The organism is Lysobacter sp. Soil_N_23 (assembly GCF_057656135.1).
On sequence record NZ_JBDGKY010000008.1, the window covers coordinates 126,007 to 147,061 of the forward strand.

The 21,055-nt window shown below is 66.9% G+C and carries 17 protein-coding genes; 13 read left to right on the plus strand and 4 right to left on the minus strand.

Annotated elements, in window-relative coordinates; translation table 11 throughout:
- Nucleotides 1-51 precede the first annotated feature (51 nt).
- The 9 genes from trxA (at nucleotide 52) to AC3A3X_RS08460 (ending at nucleotide 11,233) form a co-directional block, all read left to right on the plus strand.
- Complete coding sequence (gene trxA, locus AC3A3X_RS08420; RefSeq protein ID WP_487582575.1) at nucleotides 52-924, plus strand: thioredoxin; 873 nt, start codon at nucleotides 52-54, stop codon at nucleotides 922-924.
- Between the two features lie 60 nt (nucleotides 925-984).
- A complete protein-coding gene (locus AC3A3X_RS08425; RefSeq protein ID WP_487582576.1) occupies nucleotides 985-1,455 on the plus strand; it encodes a DUF4442 domain-containing protein in 471 nt (156 codons plus the stop codon).
- 140 nt (nucleotides 1,456-1,595) lie between these two features.
- Nucleotides 1,596-3,602, plus strand: coding sequence for a serine/threonine-protein kinase (locus tag AC3A3X_RS08430; RefSeq protein WP_487582577.1), 2,007 nt, complete (start codon nucleotides 1,596-1,598; stop codon nucleotides 3,600-3,602).
- Between the two features lie 66 nt (nucleotides 3,603-3,668).
- The gene (locus AC3A3X_RS08435; RefSeq protein ID WP_487582578.1) at nucleotides 3,669-4,361 is read left to right on the plus strand and encodes a DUF502 domain-containing protein; all 693 of its coding nucleotides are present in this window, start codon (nucleotides 3,669-3,671) and stop codon (nucleotides 4,359-4,361) included.
- 10 nt (nucleotides 4,362-4,371) lie between these two features.
- Nucleotides 4,372-5,151, plus strand: coding sequence for a queuosine precursor transporter (locus AC3A3X_RS08440; protein ID WP_487582579.1), 780 nt, complete (start codon nucleotides 4,372-4,374; stop codon nucleotides 5,149-5,151).
- Nucleotides 5,152-5,325: 174 nt separating this feature from the next.
- Nucleotides 5,326-7,134, plus strand: a complete 1,809-nt coding sequence (locus AC3A3X_RS08445; protein WP_487582580.1) for a DUF885 domain-containing protein — start codon at nucleotides 5,326-5,328, stop codon at nucleotides 7,132-7,134.
- Between the two features lie 136 nt (nucleotides 7,135-7,270).
- Nucleotides 7,271-9,085, plus strand: coding sequence for a DUF885 domain-containing protein (locus AC3A3X_RS08450; protein WP_487582581.1), 1,815 nt, complete (start codon nucleotides 7,271-7,273; stop codon nucleotides 9,083-9,085).
- Nucleotides 9,086-9,304: 219 nt separating this feature from the next.
- Nucleotides 9,305-10,102, plus strand: a complete 798-nt coding sequence (locus AC3A3X_RS08455; RefSeq protein ID WP_487582582.1) for a murein L,D-transpeptidase catalytic domain family protein — start codon at nucleotides 9,305-9,307, stop codon at nucleotides 10,100-10,102.
- A gap of 78 nt (nucleotides 10,103-10,180) precedes the next feature.
- A complete protein-coding gene (locus AC3A3X_RS08460; protein WP_487582583.1) occupies nucleotides 10,181-11,233 on the plus strand; it encodes a L,D-transpeptidase in 1,053 nt (350 codons plus the stop codon).
- Between the two features lie 201 nt (nucleotides 11,234-11,434).
- On the opposite strand, the gene AC3A3X_RS08465 is transcribed toward AC3A3X_RS08460, so the two are convergent.
- The gene (locus tag AC3A3X_RS08465) at nucleotides 11,435-12,745 is read right to left on the minus strand and encodes a DEAD/DEAH box helicase (protein ID WP_487582584.1); all 1,311 of its coding nucleotides are present in this window, start codon (nucleotides 12,743-12,745) and stop codon (nucleotides 11,435-11,437) included.
- A 467-nt stretch (nucleotides 12,746-13,212) separates the two neighbouring features.
- Here AC3A3X_RS08465 and AC3A3X_RS08470 point away from each other — a divergent pair, with 467 nt between their 5' ends.
- Both AC3A3X_RS08470 and AC3A3X_RS08475 read left to right on the plus strand, forming a co-directional pair.
- Nucleotides 13,213-13,566: a DoxX family protein gene (locus AC3A3X_RS08470; RefSeq protein WP_487582585.1), complete on the plus strand. Its 354-nt coding sequence runs from the start codon at nucleotides 13,213-13,215 to the stop codon at nucleotides 13,564-13,566.
- A 13-nt stretch (nucleotides 13,567-13,579) separates the two neighbouring features.
- Nucleotides 13,580-14,749: a low temperature requirement protein A gene (locus AC3A3X_RS08475; RefSeq protein ID WP_487582586.1), complete on the plus strand. Its 1,170-nt coding sequence runs from the start codon at nucleotides 13,580-13,582 to the stop codon at nucleotides 14,747-14,749.
- 30 nt (nucleotides 14,750-14,779) lie between these two features.
- On the opposite strand, the gene AC3A3X_RS08480 is transcribed toward AC3A3X_RS08475, so the two are convergent.
- On the minus strand, nucleotides 14,780-16,153 hold the full coding sequence (locus AC3A3X_RS08480) for an MBL fold metallo-hydrolase RNA specificity domain-containing protein (protein WP_487582587.1): 1,374 nt from the start codon (nucleotides 16,151-16,153) through the stop codon (nucleotides 14,780-14,782).
- Nucleotides 16,154-16,298: 145 nt separating this feature from the next.
- Between AC3A3X_RS08480 and AC3A3X_RS08485 the strand changes: the two genes are divergently transcribed.
- On the plus strand, nucleotides 16,299-17,744 hold the full coding sequence (locus AC3A3X_RS08485; RefSeq protein ID WP_487582588.1) for an amidohydrolase family protein: 1,446 nt from the start codon (nucleotides 16,299-16,301) through the stop codon (nucleotides 17,742-17,744).
- A 122-nt stretch (nucleotides 17,745-17,866) separates the two neighbouring features.
- On the plus strand, nucleotides 17,867-18,955 hold the full coding sequence (locus AC3A3X_RS08490) for an aromatic ring-hydroxylating oxygenase subunit alpha (protein ID WP_487582589.1): 1,089 nt from the start codon (nucleotides 17,867-17,869) through the stop codon (nucleotides 18,953-18,955).
- Between the two features lie 127 nt (nucleotides 18,956-19,082).
- Here AC3A3X_RS08490 and AC3A3X_RS08495 read toward each other — a convergent pair whose 3' ends face one another.
- Both AC3A3X_RS08495 and AC3A3X_RS08500 read right to left on the minus strand, forming a co-directional pair.
- Nucleotides 19,083-20,342 carry a multidrug effflux MFS transporter gene (locus AC3A3X_RS08495; RefSeq protein ID WP_487582590.1) on the minus strand — a complete coding sequence of 420 codons (1,260 nt, stop codon included), beginning with the start codon at nucleotides 20,340-20,342 and terminating at the stop codon, nucleotides 19,083-19,085.
- A gap of 86 nt (nucleotides 20,343-20,428) precedes the next feature.
- On the minus strand, nucleotides 20,429-20,884 hold the full coding sequence (locus tag AC3A3X_RS08500; protein WP_487582591.1) for a VOC family protein: 456 nt from the start codon (nucleotides 20,882-20,884) through the stop codon (nucleotides 20,429-20,431).
- Between the last annotated feature and the right edge of the window lie 171 nt (nucleotides 20,885-21,055).

Below are 21,055 nucleotides of genomic sequence, written 5' to 3' on the forward strand. Positions count from 1 at the left end.
ATCCCGCCCGCCCCCATTTCCTGCGACTGACCACCGAGCCGAGCACTGCTGATGACGACCGAAACCGCCCCCGCCTACGTCTTCGACGCCACCGCCGACAACTTCGAGGCGCAAGTGCTGCAGAAATCCCTGCAGACGCCGGTGCTGGTCGACTTCTGGGCGGAGTGGTGCGGCCCGTGCAAGACCCTGGGACCGATCCTGGAGAAGCTCGCCGCCGATTACCACGGCGCCTTCGAGCTGGCCAAGGTCGACGTCGACAAGGAGCCGCAACTGGCCGGCGCCTTCCAGGTGCGCTCGATCCCGACCGTCTTCCTGGTCAAGGACGGGCAACTGGTCGACGGCTTCCCCGGCGCCCTGCCGGAGGGCCAGATCCGCGAATTCCTCAAGCACCACGGCGTCGAACCGGGCACCGCTGCCGAGCCGGACGCCGTTGAAGCGCCGGCGCCGGTGCTGGACCCGCACGAGGAAGTGGTGCGCCTGCGCGGCGAAGTCGCCGCCAACGAGGACAACGCCGAGCTGCGCCTGGAACTGGCCCTGGCCCTGCTCAAGACCGGCGCCGCGCAGGAAGCCGAGCAACTGCTCGACGGTCTGCCTGCCAACCTGGCCACCGACGACCGCGCCCAGCGCGCACGTTCGCGCCTGCAGTTCGCCTCGCTGCTCAAGGACGCGCCGCCGGCCGCGGTGCTGGAGGCGTCGATTGCCAGCAACCCGGACGACCTGCGCGCCCGCCACATCCTTGGCGCCCTGCACATCGTCGACGGCAACGCCGAGGCCGGGCTGGAGCAGTTCCTGGAGATGCTGCGTCGCGACCGCACCTATGCCGAAGGCCTGCCGCGCAAGGCCCTGATCGATGCCTTCCGGGTGGTCGAGGATGAGGACCTGGTCGGGCGTTATCGCCGCAGGATGTCTTCGCTGCTGTTCTGACGACTTCCTCAATACGCATCCGTATGGCAGGCTATCCGCCCCACCCGCCTGCCCTGCCGAATGAAATCCAGCCACCTGCGCCTCGGCCTGAACCTCTGGCCGCCGTTCCTGTTCAGCGGCATCCGCGTCACCGCCATCGCTGCCGATTACCGCCATGCCCACGTCGAACTGCGCATGCGCCCTTGGAACCGCAACTACGTCGGCACCCACTTCGGCGGCAGCCTGTTCGCCATGACCGACCCGTTCTGGATGCTGCTGACGATGAACGCCCTGGGCAGCGAGTACTGGGTCTGGGACAAGGCCGCGGAGATCGAATTCGTCAAGCCCGGACGCGGCACGGTCCATGCCGACTTCCGTCTCGACGAGCGCACGCTCGTCGAGCTGCGCCAGGCCACTGCCACCGGTGCCAAGACGCTGCGCTGGTTCAACACCGACATCATCGACAGCGACGGCGATGTCGTCGCGCGTTTGCGCAAACAGCTCTACGTGCGGCAGAAACCAAAGCATCGGGACACGGCGGAAGTGGCTTAAAACAAGCGAATTTTGCCTGCCTTCGACATAAACTGACGCTGTGCGTCATCACATTTGTCTTCACATCCCAGATGTGAGGATGGTGTCGTGAGCTTTGCGAAGCTACGGCGTATGCTCCCGTTTCGCGACAGGGGGACGCGATGTCCGGACCAGCATCCAACATCGACAACGCATCGCCGTTACCGGAGATCACCGGCTTTCACCTGCACAAGGTGATCAACCACGGTGGCATGTCGACCGTGTACCTGGGCAACCAGATCGCGTTGTCGCGCGAAGTCGCGATCAAGGTGATGCTGCCGCTGGCACTGGCCGATGAAGTCAGCCGGCGCCGCTTCGAAAACGAAGTGCGCACGATCGCGCGCCTCGAACACCCCAACATCGTCACCATCCACGAGGTCGGCCGCACCCGCGACGGCCTGCCCTACTACGCGATGCCGTTCCTGCCGCGCGGCCATCTCGGCCAGCGCGACCTGAGCAAGGACGAACCGCGCGCGGTCGAAGTCGCGCTGACGCTGTTGTCGGCGCTGGACTACGCGCATGCACGCGGCGTCGTCCATCGCGACGTCAAGGCCGAGAACGTGCTGTTCGACGACAGCGAGCGCGTGCTGCTCGCCGACTTCGGCATCGCCCTGCGCCGCGGCTTCGGCCCGCGCGTCACCGCCGCCGGCCTGGCCGTGGGCAGCACCGCCTACATGGCGCCGGAACAGGCGCGTGGCGAAGACGTCGACGGTCGCGCCGATCTCTACAGCCTCGGCGTCCTGTTGTGGGAAATGCTCACCGGCCGCCTGCCGTTCGAAGCCGCCGATGCGCTGTCGATGGCGGTGATGCACGCGCAGGACCCGATCCCGAAATTGCCGCAGCACCTGCATCACTGGCAGCGCTTCATGAATCGCGCGCTGACCAAGCAGGCCGCGCATCGCTTCCAGGATGCCGCGCAGATGGCCAACGCCATCCGCACCGTGCAGCAGCGCAAGCCCTGGACCGCAGCGCTGGAGGCGCTTGAACGCCTGCGTCCGTCGCGACGCTGGGCAACGCCGATGTGGGCAGCGCTGGCCGTCGCCGCGGTCGCGCTGGTCGTGCTGGGCTTCAGCATTGGCCGCGACGACGACAGCAGCGCCTCTGCGCCGACTGAGATCGTCAACACCGCGCCCACGGCCACGACCACCGACGACCCGACCGACGCGATGCTGCAACCGCTGCCGGAAGCACCACTGCAGCGCGCGCTCGACGACGCGCGGCAGCAGATCGCGCGCGGCCGCCTGACCGAACCCGATGACGCCAACGCCTTCGACAGCGTGCTGCTGGCCTGGCACACCGACAGCACCCACCCCGACGTGGCCAAGGCCATCGACGACCTCACGTTCGCACTGTCGTCCCAGATCGTGCGCAGCGTTCGCGAAGGCAAGGACCAGCGCGCGCGCGACCTGCTGACGCATGCCAACAACCTCGGCCAGCAGACCGGCACCGCCAGCTCCCCCGCCCAGTCAGACCTGCGCACGCAGGCCAGCAAGGCGCTCGACACCCGCCTGGACCAGGCGGTCCGCCGACGCGACAAGGCCGAAGTGCAGCGCACTACCGCGCTGGCCGGGCAGCTCGACCTGCCGCGCAAGCTCGACCCACGCCTGCTCGCTCAGGCCAAGGCAATACCGACCGGCCTCGCCCGCGGCGCCACCATCGACGTGACCTCGCAGGCCAGCGCCAAGGTCAGCGTGACGATGACGCCGCGACCGGTGTCGCGCCGCGAGTACGCCCGCTTCGCCGCCTCCAACGGCCGCACGCCGACGCTGTGCCGCGAGCGCGCGTCACTGCTGCGCGTGATCGATCCGCGCGACTGGCAGAAGCCCGGCTTCCAGCAGGAAGAGAACGACCCGGTCGTGTGCATCTCGCTCGAGGACGCCCAGGCCTACGCCCAGTGGTACAGCGCCCAGACCGGTCGGCGCTACCGCCTGCCCAGTGCCGAGGAGGCTGCCCACCTGCGCAGCGACACCGGCAACCGTGAGCTGTCGATGTGGCTGCGCGACTGCGGCAGCAACTGCCAGCAGCGCCAGGTGGCCGGCGAATCCTGGCGCAGCCGCCAGGAAGAGCGCACGCTGCTGGCCGAGCGCGGCTATGACGACGTCGGCTTCCGACTGGTGCGCGAACGCTGAGGCAGCAAGGCCGGCCGGCGCAAGCCGCCAGCACGGGTCATCGAGTGGTGCCCTACAATCCGCGCCATGTCCGAAACCATCCCCGGCGGCCGCCCCGCCCCGAACCGCCCCAGCCTGCAGAGGCTCTTCCTCACCGGCCTGCTCACCCTGCTGCCGATCTGGCTGACCTGGGTCGTCGTCAAGTTCGTGTTCGTGCTGTTGTCGGACATCAGCCAGCCGCTGATCACGCCGGTGCTGCAGAACCTTGCCGCCACGTCCCCGAAGACGCTGTCATGGCTGGTCGAGCCGTGGGTGCGGACGGTGCTGGCGATGCTGGCCACGGTCGCGGTGATCCTGTTCTCGGGCGTGATGGCAAGGCGCGTGTTCGGCCAGCGCATGCTGCGCTGGTTCGAGGCACTGATCGATCGCATTCCGCTGGCCAGCACCATCTACGGCAGCGCGCGCAAGCTGCTCGACATCCTGCAGACCAAGCCCGACGGCACCCAGCGCGTGGTGCTGATCGACTTCCCGCACACCGAGATGAAGTCGATCGGTTTCGTCACGCGTGTCCTGCGCGAGCAGGGCACCGGACGCGAACTGGCCGCGGTGTACGTGCCGACCACGCCGAACCCGACCTCCGGTTATCTGGAGATCGTGCCGGTGGAGAAAATCACGCCGACCGACTGGAGCGTCGACCAGGCGATGAGCTTCATCATCTCCGGCGGCGCAGTGTCGCCCGACACCATCCCGTTCTCGCCACCGGCCGCGTCTCGCACATGAGTTGCCGCGCATGAGCCTGCAGGGACGCACGCTGCACGACCGCGCGGTGTGGTTGTTCATCGTGCTGAGCGCGTTCTTCTGCGTAAACGCGGTGCTGGCAGAGTTCATCGGCGTGAAGATCTTCGCGCTCGAGGACACGCTCGGCATCGCCCCGCTGGAATGGAACCTGTTCGGCCAGACCGGTTCGCTGAGTTTCACCGCCGGCACGCTGCTGTGGCCGGTGGTGTTTCTGATGACCGACGTCATCAACGAGTTCTTCGGCCGTCGCGGCGTTCGCATGATCTCGTGGCTGGCAGCGGCACTGATCGTGTACGGCTTCGTGTTCGCATTCGCCGCGATCTCGATCGCACCCGCGGACTGGTGGGTCAAGGCGGCACAGCCGCAGGGCGTGAGCGATTACCAGGCGGCGTTCGCCGCCGTGTTCGGCCAGGGGCTGTGGACCATCGGCGGCTCGCTGGTCGCCTTCATGCTCGGCCAGCTGATCGACGTCGCCGTGTTCCACCGCATCCGCAACATCACCGGCGAGAAGTACGTGTGGTTGCGGGCGACCGGCTCGACCGCGGTGTCGCAATTGGTGGACAGCTTCGTCGTGCTCTACATCGCCTTCGTGCTGGGGCCGCAGAAGTGGCCGACCTCGCTGTTCCTGGCGGTCAGCACGGTCAACTACGCCTACAAGATGCTGGCCGCGATCGCGCTTATTCCGTTGATCTACCTGGTACGTGCGGGGATCACCCGTTATCTGGGCGAGGCGAGGGCGCGGCAGCTGCGTGAGGAAGCGGCGCTGGGGTAGGAGCGAGCTTGCTCGCGACCGGGCTTTCCGGATCGCGGACACGACTATCGCGAGCAAGCTCGCTCCTACCCCACCCCGGAGCGGCTCGGAGTGCGATTCCGTGACTTCCGACCTGAGCGCCCCCCGCCCGCCTCGGCCATGCTTGGCCCTTCGGCCTTGCCCGGGGGACCCTACATGCCGTTGCTGCGTCCGCTTGCCCTTGCACTTGCCCTGACCCTCGCCTCCGTCGCAACCGCGCCGGTCCTCGCCGCCGACACTCCGGCAACCGCATCGCAGACAGCGAAGTCCGCCCGTCTCAACGCGCTCTACGAGCAGTACTGGGAAGAGCTGCTCAAGCTCAATCCGCTGCAGGCAACGTTCCAGGGCGACAACCGCTACAACGACCAGTTGCCCAACACCCTGTCAGCGCAATACCGCCAGCAGATGCACGACTTCAACACGCGCTGGCTGCAGTCGGTAAAGACGGTCGGCAGCGATGGTCTCGCCGGCCAGGACCTGCTGAGCTACCAGATCTTCGTGCGCGACCGCGAAAAGGCGCTGGAAGCCGAGCAGTTCCCGACCTGGCAGCAGCCGGTCAACCAGTTCTACAACTTCGCCGCCACCGTCGCCCAGCTCGGTTCCGGCACCGGTGCACAACCTTTCAAGACGCCGGCCGACTACGACAACTGGCGCAAGCGCGCCGCGCAGGTGCCGGTGTTGTTCGAGCAGGCCATCGCCAACAGTCGCGAGGGCATGAAGAACGGGGTCGTGCAGCCACGCGCGCTGATGGTGAAGGTGATCCCGCAGCTCGATGCGCTGATCAAGGACAAGGCCGAGGACACGCTGTTCTGGAACCCGGTCAAGACCTTCCCGGCCGGCTTCTCCGATCCCGACAAGCAGCGCCTGACCGCCGAGTACACATCGATGATCGAAGGCCAGCTGATGCCGGCCTACCGCCAGCTGCGCGCCTTCATCAACGATGAGTACCTGCCGGCCACGCGCGCCACGTCCGGCCTGGATTCGCTGCCCAACGGCGCGGCCTGGTATGCGTTCAACGCACGCAACTCGACCACGACCAACCTCACGCCCGCGCAGATCCACCAGATCGGCCTGGACGAAGTCGCGCGTATCCATGGTCTGATCGGCAAGGTCATGCAGCAGGTCGGCTTCAAGGGCTCGATGAAGGAGTTCTTCATGTTCATGCAAACCGATCCGCGCTTCAGCTTCAAGGACGAGCCGGCACTGCTCGCGTACTACCGCGGCCTGGAAGCGAAGATCAACGAGAAGATCCCGGAGCAGTTCTCGCTGACGCCGAAGGCGCCGTTCGAGATCCGTCCGGTCGAGGCGTTCCGCGCGCAGTCGGCGGCCGGCGGCTCGTACCAGCGCCCGAGCCAGGACGGTAGCCGTCCGGGCATCTTCTACGTCAACACCTACGATCTTCCGACCCGCAAAACCTGGGACGCGGAGGATCTGTATCTGCACGAAGCGATCCCGGGCCACCACTTCCAGCTCGCACTCCAGCAGGAGCTGACCAACCTGCCCAGGTTCCGCCGCTTCGGCAGCGAGACCGCCTTCAGCGAAGGCTGGGGCCTGTACGCCGAATCGCTCGGCCAGGACCTGGGTGTGTACAGCGATCCGTATTCGTACTTTGGCTATCTGCAGAACGAGCTGTGGCGCGCAATCCGCCTGGTCGTCGACACCGGTTTGCACAGCAAGGGCTGGACCCGCGAGCAGGTGATCGCGTACATGTTGGACAACTCCGCCGAGAGCGAGACCCAGTCCACCGCCGAAGCCGAACGCTACATGGCCATCCCGGCGCAGGCGCTTGCCTACAAGATGGGCGAGCTGAAGATCCAGGAGCTGCGCGACCGCGCCGAGAAGGCCCTCGGGTCGAAGTTCGACGTGCGCAGGTTCCACGCCGAAGTGCTCAAGGACGGTTCAGTGCCGCTTGAGATTCTCGAGGGCAAGATCGACCACTGGATTGCCTCGGAGAAGGCCGGCTGAATCTGCCCTCCCCCGCCTGTAGGAGCGAGCTTGCTCGCGACCAACGGCGCCGTGGCTCACAAGGGGGATCGCGAGCAAGCTCGCTCCTACCCCGCGTACCTACAAAGATCGGACGTTTTCACCAGGAGATCCATCCATGAAGCTTCGCCAACTCCTGCTCGCCATCGCCGTTACCGCTGCGATCGCCGGCTGCAAGCCCTCCACCGAGACGGCCACCCCCGCCGCACCGGCCGCCACCCAGAATTCGCAGGCCAAGGCCGACCAGCTCAACAAGCTGTACGCCGACTACTGGGAGGCCAACCTCAAGCTCAACCCGATCGCCGCGACCTTCCAGGGCGACCCGCGCTACAACGACCAGCTGCCCGACTATTTCTCGGCGCAGTACCGTGAGCAGAGCAAGCAGTTCGTCACCGAGTGGCTCGCCAAGGTCGAAGCCGTCGGCAGCGAAGGCCTCACCGGCCAGGACCTGCTGAGCTACGAGATCTTCGTCGAAGACGCCAAGGACACGCTGGAGTCGTTCAAGTACCCGGACTGGCAGCTGCCGATCAACCAGATGCATTCGCTGCCATCACTGGCCGTGCAGTTGGGCTCGGGCACCGGCGCGCAGCCGTTCAAGACCGTCAAGGATTACGACAACTGGCTGGCGCGCGCCAGCAAGCTGCCGACGCTGTTCGACTCGGCCATCACCAGCATGCAGGAAGGTGTCACCGCCGGTGTGGTGCAGCCCAAGGCGCTGATGATCAAGGTGATCCCGCAGCTCGACGCGCTGATCAAGGCCAAGCCCGAGGACACGCTGTTCTGGGGCCCGATCACGCAGATGCCCAAGGACTTCTCCGACGCCGACAAGCAGCGCCTGACCGACGCCTACCGGGCGATGATCGGCGGCCAGGTGATGCCGGCGTACAAGAAGCTGCGTGCCTACATCAACGACGAGTACCTGCCCAAGACCCGCGACACGGTCGGCTTGGACAAGCTGCCGGGCGGCGCGGCGTGGTATGCGTTCAACGCCAAGCAAAGCACCACCACCGACCTGACCCCGGAGCAGATCCACAAGATCGGCCTGGACGAAGTCGCGCGCATCCACGGCGAGATCCACAAGGTCATGGAGCAGGTCGGCTTCAAGGGTTCGATGCAGGACTTCTTCAAGTTCATGCAGACCGATCCGCGCTTCAGCTTCAAGGACGAGAAGGCGCTGCTGGAGTACTACCGCGCGCTCGAAGCGAAGATCAACCAGAAGATCCCGGAGCAGTTCTCGCTGATTCCCAAGTCGCCGTTCGAGATCCGACCGGTCGAACCGTTCCGCGCGCAGTCCGCGGCCGGTGGCGAGTACATGACGCCGAGCGAGGACGGTACGCGTCCGGGCATCTTCTACGTCAACACCTACGATCTGCCCACGCGCAAGACCTGGGACGCGGAGGATCTGTATCTGCATGAGGCCATTCCGGGCCACCACTTCCAGCTCGCGCTGCAGCAGGAGCTGAAGAACCTGCCGGCGTTCCGCCGCTTCGGTGGCGAGACTGCGTTTGCCGAAGGCTGGGGCCTGTATGCGGAGTCGCTGGGCAAGGACCTGGGCGTCTACACCGATCCGTACAATTACTTCGGTTACCTGCAGAACGAACTGTGGCGCGCGATCCGCCTGGTCACCGACACCGGTTTGCACAGCAAGGGCTGGACGCGCGAGCAGGTGATCAAGTACATGCTCGACAACTCCGCCGAGAGTGAAACCCAGGCCACCGCCGAAGCCGAGCGTTACATCGGCTGGCCGGGGCAGGCGCTGGCGTACAAGATCGGCGAGCTGAAGATCAAGGAACTGCGCGCGAAGGCCGAGAAGGAACTGGGCCCGAAGTTCGACATCCGCGAGTTCCATGCCGAAGCACTGAAGGACGGTGCGGTGCCGTTGAGCGTGCTCGAAGGCAAGATCGACCGCTGGATCGCTGCCAAGAAGGGCTGATCCGGTTTTAGCCCCTCTCCCGCGTGCGGGAGAGGGGTTGGGGTGAGGGCAAGCGGGCCGCAATGCGGCCCGTTCTCGTAGGAGGGGCTTCAGTCCCGACGGGCGCCAGATCGGGGCTGAAGCCCTCCCACATCACCGGACTTGTTGCTGAACAGGCGCCCGGCGGACCGGGCCGCGCTTGTATTTGCACTTTCAGCCACGAAATATTGTGGTTCAGCAATGCCTTACGATAATTACCGGATGCTCAAGCCCCGCACCCTCCTCCTGGCCGCCGCTGCCCTGCTGCCGGCCACGCCCGGCCTTGCCACTCGCAAGCCGGGCGAGCCTGTCGTTGTGAAGTTTCCGCCGCCGGTGGAGGCCGCAACGCTGCCTGCTTCACCGCTGGCGCGCCTGGCTCCCGGAGCCGACCCGAAGGTGCTCGATCTCGCCCAAGCGGCGATGCAATGCGCACAAGCCAGCGGTGTCGGCGCGAGCGCGCGGCGGCTGGCCGTCATCGACTACAGCCGACCTTCGCTGCTGCCACGTCTATGGGTCTTCGACCTCTCCGCCGGCAAGCTGCTCTACGAAGAAGTCGTGGCCCATGGCCAGGGCTCGGGCGACAACCTGGCGACGCGTTTTTCCAATCGCGATGGCAGCCACCAGTCGAGCCTGGGACTGTTCGTCACCGCCGACACCTACACCGGCCGCAACGGCTACTCGCTGCGCATGCAGGGGCTGGAGCCCGGCGTGAATGACGCGGCGATGGCGCGCGCGATCGTCATGCACGGCGCGCCGTACGTCGATCCCGCACAGGGCAAGCGCATCGGGCGCCTCGGTCGCAGTTGGGGCTGTCCGGCCGTGCGCAGCGCCGTGGCAAAACCAATGATCGACCTGCTCAAGGGTGGCCAGTTCGTGTTCTCGTACTATCCCGACCAGGCCTGGCTGGCGCGCTCGGCACTGCTCAATTGCCCGGCCGCGCGACGCCGGCACGACGCCGTCGTCCACCACGACAGCGCCGCTCGCCCAGCATCGGGTTGACGTTCGGCAGGCGCCGCCTTGCTGGCGCCTACACATGCGTGCGTTAGGCTTGTGTCACATCAAAGTACGGATTGCCTGATGCCTCGCTTCAGCCCGCGCCTGCTCGCCGCCAGTTTGTCCCTGCTCCTGTGCGTGGCTGCCAATGCCGCCGTGCCTTCCTGGGGCGCGCGCGAATCCAGTCCCGCCAACACGCCGCCGGCGCAGCTCAAACCCGGACAGTGGATCTGGGGTGGCGACAACCGGGCCGGGCCGCTGGCGGTGGTGGTGAGCCTCACCGAGCAGCGCGCCTACGTGTACCGCAACGGCATCCCGATCGGTGTGAGCACGGTCAGCACCGGCAGGAAGGGCTACGAAACGCCGACGGGTGTGTTCACGATCCTGCAGAAGGACAAGGATCACCGTTCCAGCAAGTACAACGCTGCACCGATGCCGTACATGCAGCGGCTGACCTGGGACGGCGTCGCCCTGCATGCCGGTGGCCTGCCCGGCTATCCCGAGTCGCACGGCTGCGTGCACCTTCCGTCCGAGTTCGCGCGCCTGCTGTTCGGCTCGTCGAACATGGGCATGACCGTGGTGGTGTCGCAGGAAGGCAAATCGCCGGAGGACATCGTGCATCCGGGTGCGCTGAGTCCGATCGATCCGCACACCGGTGCGGAGGCGGCGATTCCACCGCTCGAGGATGGACAGAAGTACCGCTGGCGACCGGAAGTCTCGACCGAGGGCCCGGTGTCGATCCTGCTCAGCGGCGCCGACGAGCGCGTGATCGTCTACCGCAACGGCATCGAGATCGGGCGCTCGCGCGTACTGATCCGCAATCCCGAGAAACCGCTGGGCACGCATGCCTACATCGTCAAGGAAGGCTACCTGCCTGGCGACAACCCGCTGCTGCCGGGCACGCAGATGCCGAACTGGAGCGCGATCGGCATCCCGGGCGGCACCGATCCGTCGGGGATGTTGCTTGGCCCGGAAACGATCAATCGCGTGGTGATTCCGCACGACTTCGTTGCCGCGGTGTTGCCGCTGCTCAGTCCGGGCGTGGTGATGCTGGTGACCGATGCGAGGATGACGGAAGACAGCACCGGCGGCGGCGCTCCGGTGCAGGTGCTCGACTCGGACCCGCCGGAAGGCTGATCGGGGCGCACGGCGGGAAGTGTGGAACTGCCGTCATCCCCGCGTAGGCGGGGACCCAGCGTCGTCGCCGTTCGAAGTCACTGGGTTCCCGCCTTCGCGGGAATGACGGGCTAAACCAACAACGCTTCGCGGGAATGACTGTCAAGAAAAAGCCCCGGTCTTGCGACCGGGGCTTTTCGTTTCACTCGCTGGCCGCTGCGATCAGCCGCTGAAGCCGCTGCGCGAGCCGCGGCCGGCGCCCTGGCCGCCGCTGCGATGCTGCTTCGGACCGGCGTGGGCGTGACGCGCCGCCGGCTTGCTGTGCGGGCGATGCGACGGCTTGCGCGGCTGGCTGGCGCCGCGCGGGTTCGGGATCGGAGCGTTCATCTGGATCGGACGGCTCGCCTCAAAGCCCGGCACCGAGACCAGCTCGATGTCGGCCTTGAGCATGCGCTGGATCTGGCGCAGCAGGCCGCCCTCTTCCGGTGCGACCAGCGACAGCGCTTCACCGCTGGCACCGTTGCGACCGGTGCGGCCGATGCGGTGCACGTAGTCCTCGGCGACCATCGGCAGGTCGTAGTTGATCACCAGCGGCAGGTCCGGAATATCCAGGCCGCGCGCGGCGACGTCGGTGGCGACCAGCACGCGGGCCTTGCCCGACTTGAAGTCGCGCAGGGCCTTCTGGCGCTGTGCCTGGCTCTTGTTGCCGTGGATGGCGACGGAAGCCAAGCCCGACTCTTCGAGCTGCTCGGCAAGGCGGTTGCAGCCGTGCTTGGTGCGGCCGAACACGATCGCGCGATCGGTATGGCGACCGGCAAGGATCGACACCAGCAGGTCACGCTTCTTGGCGACATCGACCGGGTGGGCGCGATGCACGATGGTCTCGGCGATGGTGTTCTGCGCGGCGACCTGCACCTGCTTGGGGTGATGCATGAACTCGAGCGCGAGCTGCTTGAGCTGCGACTCGAACGTGGCCGAGAACAGCATCGTCTGACGCTCGCGCGGCAGCTTGGCGAGGATGCGCTTCATGGCCGGCAGGAAGCCCATGTCGAGCATGCGGTCGGCTTCGTCGAGCACGAGCACTTCGATCGCATCGAGCTTGACGGTGCCGCGCTCCATGTGGTCGATCAGGCGACCCGGGGTGGCGACCAGCACGTCGACGCCGCGGCGGAACAGCTCCACCTGCGGGCCCATGCCGGCGCCACCGAAGATGGCGGCGATGTTCAGGCGCACGTGGCGGGAATAGCCACGTAGGCTCTCGGTGACCTGCACCGCCAGCTCACGCGTCGGCACCAGGATCAGTGCGCGCGGACGGCGGAAGCCGTTCGACGGGGTCTGCTTGGACATGCGCTGCAGCAGCGGCAGGCCGAAAGCAGCGGTCTTGCCGGTGCCGGTCTGGGCGCCGCCGAGCAGGTCGTGACCGGCCATGGCCAGCGGGATCGCTTCGGCCTGGATCGGCGTGGGGGTGGTGTAGTTCTGGTCGGCGAGCGCGCGCAGCAACGCGGGCGAAAGCCCGAGGGATTCGAACGTCATGTGGTGAAACTCCTTTGGCTCGCGACGCCCGTCACGCCCACGCAAAAACGCGGACGCGCGATCGATTGTCGCGTGATGACTCCAGCGTTCCCTAAAACCGCGCTGTGAGCGATCGAATTGGACGGCTGCCGGATGCTCCGGGCCGTGTCTGCGCGACGAAAGACGTGCGGGATAAAAGCCGTGATGACTGGCCCAATGTCTGGACCTACGGCGGGCATACCTGGGAAACGTACCCTTGCGGGGAGGCAGCCGTGCGCTGAACGGGGCGGACTGTACGCGAAAGGCGGGGCCGGTGCCAGTCCGGGGGCCGGGGCGGTTAAGGCTGGGGTGGCTGCTTGCCCTCACCCCAACCCCTCTCCCGCGGGCGGGAGAGGGGCTCAAGCAGCGGCGAGGGCCTCACGGGGCGGTGGCGGCGCCCACAGGCGGTTTGTGCGACGCTTCGCGCAATTGGCATCGGGACGGGATTCATGGAGCGAAATGCCGGATGGTTGGCGGGGCGGGTGCTGGTGGCCAGCGTGTTCATCGCCATGGGCAGTTACCGCCTGCTCGCCTGGGCGGGGGGGGAAGCCATCGGCAGCGCCGCCGCCATCGCCAGCACCGCCGAACTGCTGCTGGGCCTGGCGATCGCCGCCGGTTGGCAGCTGCGGTGGACGGCCACCCTGGCCGCCGTGGCGATGCTGGTCGACGCCCTGGTGTCGCACCCGTTCTGGTCGCTGGAAGGTGCGCAGCGCGGCGCGCAACTGCTGCACTTCATGAAGAACGTATCGATCATCGGCGGCCTGTTGCTGCTGGCGTTCGCCAATCGCCACCGTCGCCACTGACCCCGCGAACACCATGAGTACTTCCCTGCTGCGCCAGCGCGGCCACCAGGACAGCAGCCGCGTTTCCATGGTCGAACTGTTCTTCGACCTGGTGTTCGTATTCGCGGTCACCCAGCTGTCGCATGCCCTGCTCGCCGATCTGGGCGTGAAGGGCGCACTGCAGACGCTGCTGCTGTTCCTGGCGGTGTGGTGGCTGTGGATCTTCACCTCGTGGGTCACCAACTGGCTCGACCCGGAGCGCGCGCCGGTGCGGGTGATGCTGTTCGCGTTGATGCTGGGCGGCCTGCTGTTGTCCTCGTCGATCCCCCAGGCCTTCGGCGAGCGCGGGCTGGTGTTCGGCGTGGTGTTCGCAACGATGCAGGTCGGACGGACGGTATTCGTCGCCTGCGTCATGCGCGGCCATAACCAGGTGCATTACCGCACGTTCGTCCGCATCGCGCTGTGGATGTCGCTGTCCGGAATGTTCTGGGTCCTCGGCGGTCTCGCCGACGGACCTGCGCGCGCCAGCTACTGGATCGCCGCCGTGGCGATCGAGTACATCTCGCCCGCCCTGTATTTCTGGGTACCGGGACTGGGGCGTTCGACCACCGCGGACTGGGATGTCGACGGCCATCATCTCGCCGAACGCTGCGGGCTCTTCGTGATCATCGCCCTGGGCGAATCGATCCTGGTCACCGGTGCGACGTTCGCCGGCCTGACCTGGACGACCTCGACGGTTACGGCCTTCCTCAGCGCATTCCTCGGCAGCGTGGCGATGTGGTGGATCTATTTCGATTCCGGTGCCGAACATGCCAGCCATCGCATTTCGCAATCCGCCGACCCTGGTCGCCTGGCGCGACTGGTCTATACCTATCTGCAACTGCTGATCGTCGGTGGCGTGATCGTCTGCGCGGTAGCCGACGAGCTGGTGCTCGCCCACCCCGAGCACGCCAGCGACGCCGGCCTGGCCGCGATCCTCGGCGGACCGGCGCTGTACCTGGTCGGCAATGCGCTGTTCAAGTGGGCCAGCTACGAGCGCCGTTCGCCGCCACTGTCGCATTGCGCCGGACTGGTGCTGCTGGCGGCGCTCACGCCAATAGCCGTGTCGCTGCATTGGTCGGCGCTGGCAGTGGGCGTGGCGACGACAGCGGTGCTGGTGATGGTGGCCATCTGGGAAACGATTGCGCTGCGGCAGACACATTGATCAACGATGCGCTGATCAACCATGAGTTGATCAGACCTCCAGCACCATCCCCGGCCGGGCAAGCACCGCCTGCACGCCAAAACGCTCGCCGATTTCCCCGGCCAGCGCCTCGCGTGCCTTGTCTTCGCCGTGCACCAGCGCAAGCGGCGGATGTCCATCGATCGCGCCGTACCACTCCATCAGGCCGCGCTGGTCGGTGTGCGCCGACAAACCGCCGACCGTGTGGCGTTGCGCATTCACGCGCACATCGGAGCCGTGGATGCGCGCCCACGAGGCGCCGTCGACCAGCCTGCGCCCCAGCGTGCCTTCGGCCTGGTACCCGACAAACACCACGTGCGTCTGCCGCCGATCGAGCCGGTGGCGGAAGTGGTGCAGGATGCGCCCGGCATTGGCCATGCCGGAACCGGCGATCACTATCGCGCCGCGTTCGATGCGGTTGATCGCCATCGACTCCTCGCGTGAAGCGGTGATGTGCAGGTTCGGCAGGCGGAACGGATTGGGCTTGTCCTGCCAGACGCGACGCGCGTCCTCGTCGAACAGTTCGGCGTGGCGATCGTAGATGTCGACCACCTTCGCCGCCATCGGGCTGTCGAGGAAGATCTGCCAGCGCGCCAGCTGCCACTCGTCCCAGTGCCGCGCGAACCAGTACAGCAACTCCTGGCTGCGCCCGACCGCGAAGGCGGGGATGAGGACGTTGCCGCCCTCGTGCCAGGCCTTGTCGAGGATGCCGCCCAGTTCGCGGATGGTCTCGGCGCGATCGCGATGCAGGCGATCGCCATAGGTCGATTCCATCAACACCAGGTCGGCACGGTCGATGGTCGCGGGGTCGCGCAGGATCGGCGTGCCCTTGGGACCGATGTCGCCGGAGAACACCAGCTTGCGGCCATCGGCCCACACTTCCACGCTCGATGAACCCAGGATGTGGCCGGCCTCGCGGAATGCGATGTCGATGCCCGGCAGCACTTCGCTGCGCTGGTCGTACGGCAGCGTGCGTACCTGTGCCATCGCCACCTGCACGTCCTCGCGCGTGTACAGCGGCAGCACCTCCGGCTCGCCATGGCGGCGATGGCGGTTGGCGCGCTCGGCATCGCCTTCCTGGATGGAGGCGGCATCGAGCAGCATCACCGGCATCAGCTCGGCAGTGGCTTGCTGCGCGTAGATCGGGCCCTTGAAGCCGCGCCGTACCAGCAATGGCACGCGACCGATGTGGTCGATGTGGGCATGGCTGATGACCAGCGCATCGAGCGCGACCGGATCGAACGGAAACGTCTCGTGATTGCGTCGTTCAGCCTCCGGGCTGCCCTGGATCAGGCCGCAGTCGAGCAGCAGCCTCCGGCCCGCCGCCTCGACCTCGTGCAGCGATCCGGTGACCTCGCCCGCCGCTCCATGGAAATGCACGCGCATCGCCGCATCCTTTGCCGATAGTGGTGACAGGCGAAACCTAGCATGGGCGCTGGCAGGCATCGTGATCGCCGCCCGCCCGCGCGGCGGCGAACCCGGCCACACTACAGCCTGTCCGCTTTGCCGCCCTGCCCGAGAACGTCCCCCGATGAGCAAGCCCCTGCTGTCCGCCGCCCTCGCCCTGGTCCTGGCCAGCGGCACGATGCACGCCGCCGAAAGCGTCGACCTGCTTGTGCGCGATGCGACCGTGATCGACGTCGTCGACGGCAAGCGCCGCCCGCATCAGGCGGTCGCGGTACGCGGAGCACGCATCGTGGCGATCGTCGACGAGGCCCGCGCCGGCCGCTTCGATGCCGCGCAGACGGTCGATGCCAGCGGCAAGTTCGCGATCCCGGGCCTGTGGGACATGCACGTGCATTTCGGCGGCGGCGATACCCTGATCGAAGAGAATCGCAACCTGCTGCCGCTGTACGTCGCCCACGGCATCACAGCGGTCCGCGATGCCGCCGGCGATCTCAGCCCAAGCGTGTTCGAATGGCGCGCCGCCACCGCCGCCGGCACGCTGCTGGGGCCACGTATCTTCACGTCCGGCCCGAAGATCGAAGGCTACAAGTCCATCTGGCCTGGCGACCTGGAGATCGGTTCGATCGCCGAGCTGAACCAGGCGCTCGACCAGTTGCAGGGCTGGAAGGTCGACTTCGTCAAGATCACCGACAACACGCTGTCGCCGGAGCTGTTCATGGCCGCGGTGAAGGAAGCCGGGCGTCGTGGCCTGAAGACCTCCGCGCACGTGCCCTACCCGATCACCATCGATGAAGTCAGTGCCGCCGGACTGAGCTCGGTCGAACATATCGACTACGCCTTCAAGGCCGGCTCGCCCAAGGAGAAAGAACTCGGCGAAGCGATCGCCCGCGGCGAGATGACCAGCCGCGATGCCTGGAACCAGTGGAACGCCACCTTCGACGTGAACCTGGCCAAGGCCACCTACGCGCGCATGGCGCAGCGCGGAACGGCGGTGACGCCGACGCTCAACGGCAGCCAGGTCGTGGCCTGGCTCGACCAGGACGACCACCGCGGCGACGACTACCTCAAGTACATCGGCCCAGGCCTGCAGGCGACCTATACCTGGCGCGTCGAGCGCGCGGCCAAGGACGACGCGGCCGCCGTCGCCGCGCGCCACCTGCGCTTCGAACGCAACGCCTCGGTGCTGCCGCTGCTGCAGCAGGCCGGAGTGACGATCCTGGCCGGCACCGATGCCGGCTTCCTCAACTCGTACAACTACCCCGGTATCGGCCTGCACGACGAACTGGCGCTGCTGGTGAAGTACGGCCTGACCCCGCTGCAGGCGCTGCAGGCAGCGACCATCAATGGCGCCCGCTTCCTCGGTCATGACGACAGCAATGGCACGCTGGCCGCGGGCAAGGCCGCCGACATCGTGCTGCTCGATGCCGACCCGCTGCTGGATATCACCGCTACCCGCCGCATCGCTGCGGTGGTGATGAATGGGCATGCCTACGATCGCAGCCACCTGGACGCGATGCTGGCGGATGTGGAGGCAAGGGTGGCGGCGCAGCAGGCCAAGGCGAAGCCCTGATCTAGCCCTTCTCCCGCGTGCGGGAGAAGGGTTGGGATGAGGGCGCTCCTGCCCTCACCCCGGCCCTCTCCCGCAAGCGGGAGAGGGAGCAAAGCGGGGGGCGGTGAAGGCATACTTGGCCGATGAACCGCCCCGACCTGCTCGACGCCGCCGCCCTCGCCGCCCAGCCGGCGGACCGTGCCACTTCCCTCGCCGCGCGCTACTACGCCGACCCGGCAATAGTGGCGCTGGACCGCGAACGGATCTTCGACCGAGGCTGGCAGATCCTGGCCCATGTCTGCCAGTTGCAGAACGCCGGCGATCACGTCGTCGGCGACTTCAATGGCCTGCCGGTGATCGCCGTGCGCGGCGCCGACGGCGAGATCCGCGTCTTCCACAACGTCTGCCGCCATCGCGCCGGCCCGCTCGCCGCCTGCGACGGCCTGGCGGCCAAGTCGCTGCGCTGCCGCTACCACGGCTGGACCTACACCCTCGACGGCACGCTGCGTTCGGCGCCGGAAATGGGCACCGCGCCGGACTTCAACGTCGCCGACATCAAGCTGCCGCAGCTGGCGGTGCGGGTGTGGCAGGGACTGGTGTTCGCCGCGGTCGATGCCGAACACGCCATCGACTTCGACGCCCTGGTCGCCGGCATCGACGAGCGCGTCGGCGCCGATCGCCACCTCGAACGCTACGGCCACCACCGCCGCGTCGGTTACGACATCAACTGCAACTGGAAGATCTACATCGACAACTACCTGGAGGGTTACCACGTGCCGCACGTGCACCCCGGGTTGAACCGCTTGCTGGACTACCGCAGCTACACGACGCAGACGCACGAGTGGTATTCGCTGCAATTCAGCCCACTCGAGAGCGGCGACGAGCTCTATGGCAGCGGCGATGCGCTGTACTACTGGATCTGGCCGAACACGATGCTCAACATCGTCCCCGGCCGCCTGCAGACCAACCGCGTGATCGCCAAGGGCGTGGACAAGTGCCGCGTCGAGTTCGACTTCTACTACGCGATGGACGAGTCCGAGGAGGCCGCCGCGCGACGCCTGGCCGACCTCAACTTCAGCGACGAAGTACAGTTCGAGGACCTCACCATCTGCGAGGACGTGCAGCGCGGCATGGCATCGGGCTCGTACCAGCCGGGCCGGCTGAATCCGCTGCGCGAGAACGCGGTGCACCACTTCCATGAGCTGCTGCGACGCGTGTATCGCGAGGCGTAGCAGTCATCCCTGCGCACCTGTAACCCGTCATTCCCGCGAAGGCTGGAACCCAGCGACTTTCGCCGGGCACGATGCAAAGCAACGGCGCTGGGTCCCCGCCTTCGCGGGGATGACGGTGTTTGGTGCCTCAGAGGGTTTCTTCCGGCACCGTCGCGCTCGGCTCGGCCGAGCACTCCATCCGCACCACCGTCGCCTCCCAGCGCCAGAACCCCCACGCCACCAGCAGGAACGCGCTGGCCACGGCCACCATCCACAGCATGTGGTCGCTGATCCACGGCGACAGCACACCGGCAATCAGCGCGTTGAGCACCAGGCTGGTGAAGGCCTGCATCGATGAGGCCGAACCGCGCTGGCGCGGGTACATGTCGAGGATGGCCAGGGTCACGATCGGGAACACCAGGGCGATGCCGAATGCATTGAGCATCATCGGCAACACCGCCCACGGCACCTGCGGCGTGTCGGTCCACAGGTTGTAGCCCAGGTTGAGCACCATCGCCACGGCCGAACAGGCGAAACCGATCGACACCAGCTTCTCGCCGCTGACCTTGCCGGCCGCACGCCCGGACACGAATGCACCCAGCACCATGCCGCTGATCATCGGCACGAAGAACCAGCCGAACTGGCGCTCGTCGAGCGCGAGCACGTCGAGCACGAACGCCGGCGCGGATGCGATGTACAGCCACAACGCCGCGAAGTTGAACGCACTGGCCGCAGCCAGACGCTGGAAGCGCGGATTGATGACGATGGCGATGTAGTCGCGCAGCAACCTTCGCGGCACCATCGGCAGGCGCGCTTGCGGCGGATGCGTCTCCGGCAGCGTCCGCCAGGTGAACACCAGCAGCACCAGCGAGAAAGCGACCAGGAACCAGAAGATCGCCGGCCAGTGGCTCCAGCCCAGGATCCAGCCACCGATCACCGGCGCCACCGCCGGCGCCACACCGAAGATCATCGACACCTGGCTCATCAACCGCTGCGCATCATGGCCGTGCAGCACGTCGCGGATGACCGCGCGGCCGACGATCAGGCCCACGCCCGACGACAGCCCCTGCAACGCGCGGAAGACCAGCAGCGTGGTCAGGTCGGTGGCCAGCGCGCAACCGACCGAGGCTGCGGTGAACACCGCAAGCCCACCGAGGATGACGCGGCGACGACCGATCGCATCCGACAGCGGCCCGTGCACGATGCTCATCAGCGCATAGGCGACCAGGTAGACGCTGATGGTCTGCTGCATCGCCAGCTTGTCGGCGCCGAACTGGGCGCCGATCGCCGGGAAGGCCGGGAAGATCGTGTCGATCGAGAACGGCCCGAACATCGCAAGGCCGCCCAGCAGCAGGGCCAGCACGCGGATGGAAATGGACAACGAAGGTGCAGGTGCAGCGGTGGGCATCAACGAATCTCGGGTTGTCGTCGCGGGCGCGGCGAGGGATCTGCTTTCAGGGCGCGTGGCAACGACAGGAAAGGTGGGCAGCGCACTCAGGTACTGGCGTTCGACGCCGCCGTATCGATCGGCACTTCGTCCGGCGGCCCCTTGAGCTCGACCAGATTGCCCTCCGGATCGAACAGGTACTGCGACGGACCTTCACCTTCGGCACCGTAGCGTCTTCCGAACTCGCCGACCTGCACGCCGTGCGACTGCAGGTAGGCCACGATGGCATCACGATCAAATGGATCGGCGCGCAGGCACAGGTGGTCCATGTTGCGGCCTTCCACTCCCGGCGCCGCGCCGCCCATGCGCCCGATCTTGCCGACCGCGTCGACCAGATCGATCAGCGAGTTGCCCGCGCGCAGCTGGACCAGGCCCATCGCATCGACCCGACGCTCGACCTGGCAGCCGAGCACGTCGCAGTAGAACGCCGTCATCGCCGCCGGGTCGCGCACGCGCAGCACGACGTGGTCGAGCTGTAGCAGTCGGAACGGAGCGGCATCCATGGCGTGATTCCCGCAGGCAGGTTGCAAAGGATACCCCGTGCTGTTCGTGCCGACCGCTTTCGCTTGTCTGCGTGCGCGGTCATGAGAGCAGCGTCGCTGGGTCCCCGCCTTCGCGGGGATGACGGTCTTCTTTAGCCCCTCTCCCGCTTGCGGGAGAGGGGTTGGGGTGAG

Bases quoted from the DNA above. Each gene is read 5' to 3' on its own strand.
- trxA (WP_487582575.1), top strand. From the start codon at position 52: ATGACGACCGAAACCGCCCCCGCCTACGTCTTCGACGCCACCGCCGAC.
- AC3A3X_RS08425 (WP_487582576.1), top strand. From the start codon at position 985: ATGAAATCCAGCCACCTGCGCCTCGGCCTGAACCTCTGGCCGCCGTTC.
- AC3A3X_RS08430 (WP_487582577.1), top strand. From the start codon at position 1,596: ATGTCCGGACCAGCATCCAACATCGACAACGCATCGCCGTTACCGGAG.
- AC3A3X_RS08435 (WP_487582578.1), top strand. From the start codon at position 3,669: ATGTCCGAAACCATCCCCGGCGGCCGCCCCGCCCCGAACCGCCCCAGC.
- AC3A3X_RS08440 (WP_487582579.1), top strand. From the start codon at position 4,372: ATGAGCCTGCAGGGACGCACGCTGCACGACCGCGCGGTGTGGTTGTTC.
- AC3A3X_RS08445 (WP_487582580.1), top strand. From the start codon at position 5,326: ATGCCGTTGCTGCGTCCGCTTGCCCTTGCACTTGCCCTGACCCTCGCC.
- AC3A3X_RS08450 (WP_487582581.1), top strand. From the start codon at position 7,271: ATGAAGCTTCGCCAACTCCTGCTCGCCATCGCCGTTACCGCTGCGATC.
- AC3A3X_RS08455 (WP_487582582.1), top strand. From the start codon at position 9,305: ATGCCTTACGATAATTACCGGATGCTCAAGCCCCGCACCCTCCTCCTG.
- AC3A3X_RS08460 (WP_487582583.1), top strand. From the start codon at position 10,181: ATGCCTCGCTTCAGCCCGCGCCTGCTCGCCGCCAGTTTGTCCCTGCTC.
- AC3A3X_RS08465 (WP_487582584.1), bottom strand. From the start codon at position 12,745: ATGACGTTCGAATCCCTCGGGCTTTCGCCCGCGTTGCTGCGCGCGCTC.
- AC3A3X_RS08470 (WP_487582585.1), top strand. From the start codon at position 13,213: ATGGAGCGAAATGCCGGATGGTTGGCGGGGCGGGTGCTGGTGGCCAGC.
- AC3A3X_RS08475 (WP_487582586.1), top strand. From the start codon at position 13,580: ATGAGTACTTCCCTGCTGCGCCAGCGCGGCCACCAGGACAGCAGCCGC.
- AC3A3X_RS08480 (WP_487582587.1), bottom strand. From the start codon at position 16,153: ATGCGCGTGCATTTCCATGGAGCGGCGGGCGAGGTCACCGGATCGCTG.
- AC3A3X_RS08485 (WP_487582588.1), top strand. From the start codon at position 16,299: ATGAGCAAGCCCCTGCTGTCCGCCGCCCTCGCCCTGGTCCTGGCCAGC.
- AC3A3X_RS08490 (WP_487582589.1), top strand. From the start codon at position 17,867: ATGAACCGCCCCGACCTGCTCGACGCCGCCGCCCTCGCCGCCCAGCCG.
- AC3A3X_RS08495 (WP_487582590.1), bottom strand. From the start codon at position 20,342: ATGCCCACCGCTGCACCTGCACCTTCGTTGTCCATTTCCATCCGCGTG.
- AC3A3X_RS08500 (WP_487582591.1), bottom strand. From the start codon at position 20,884: ATGGATGCCGCTCCGTTCCGACTGCTACAGCTCGACCACGTCGTGCTG.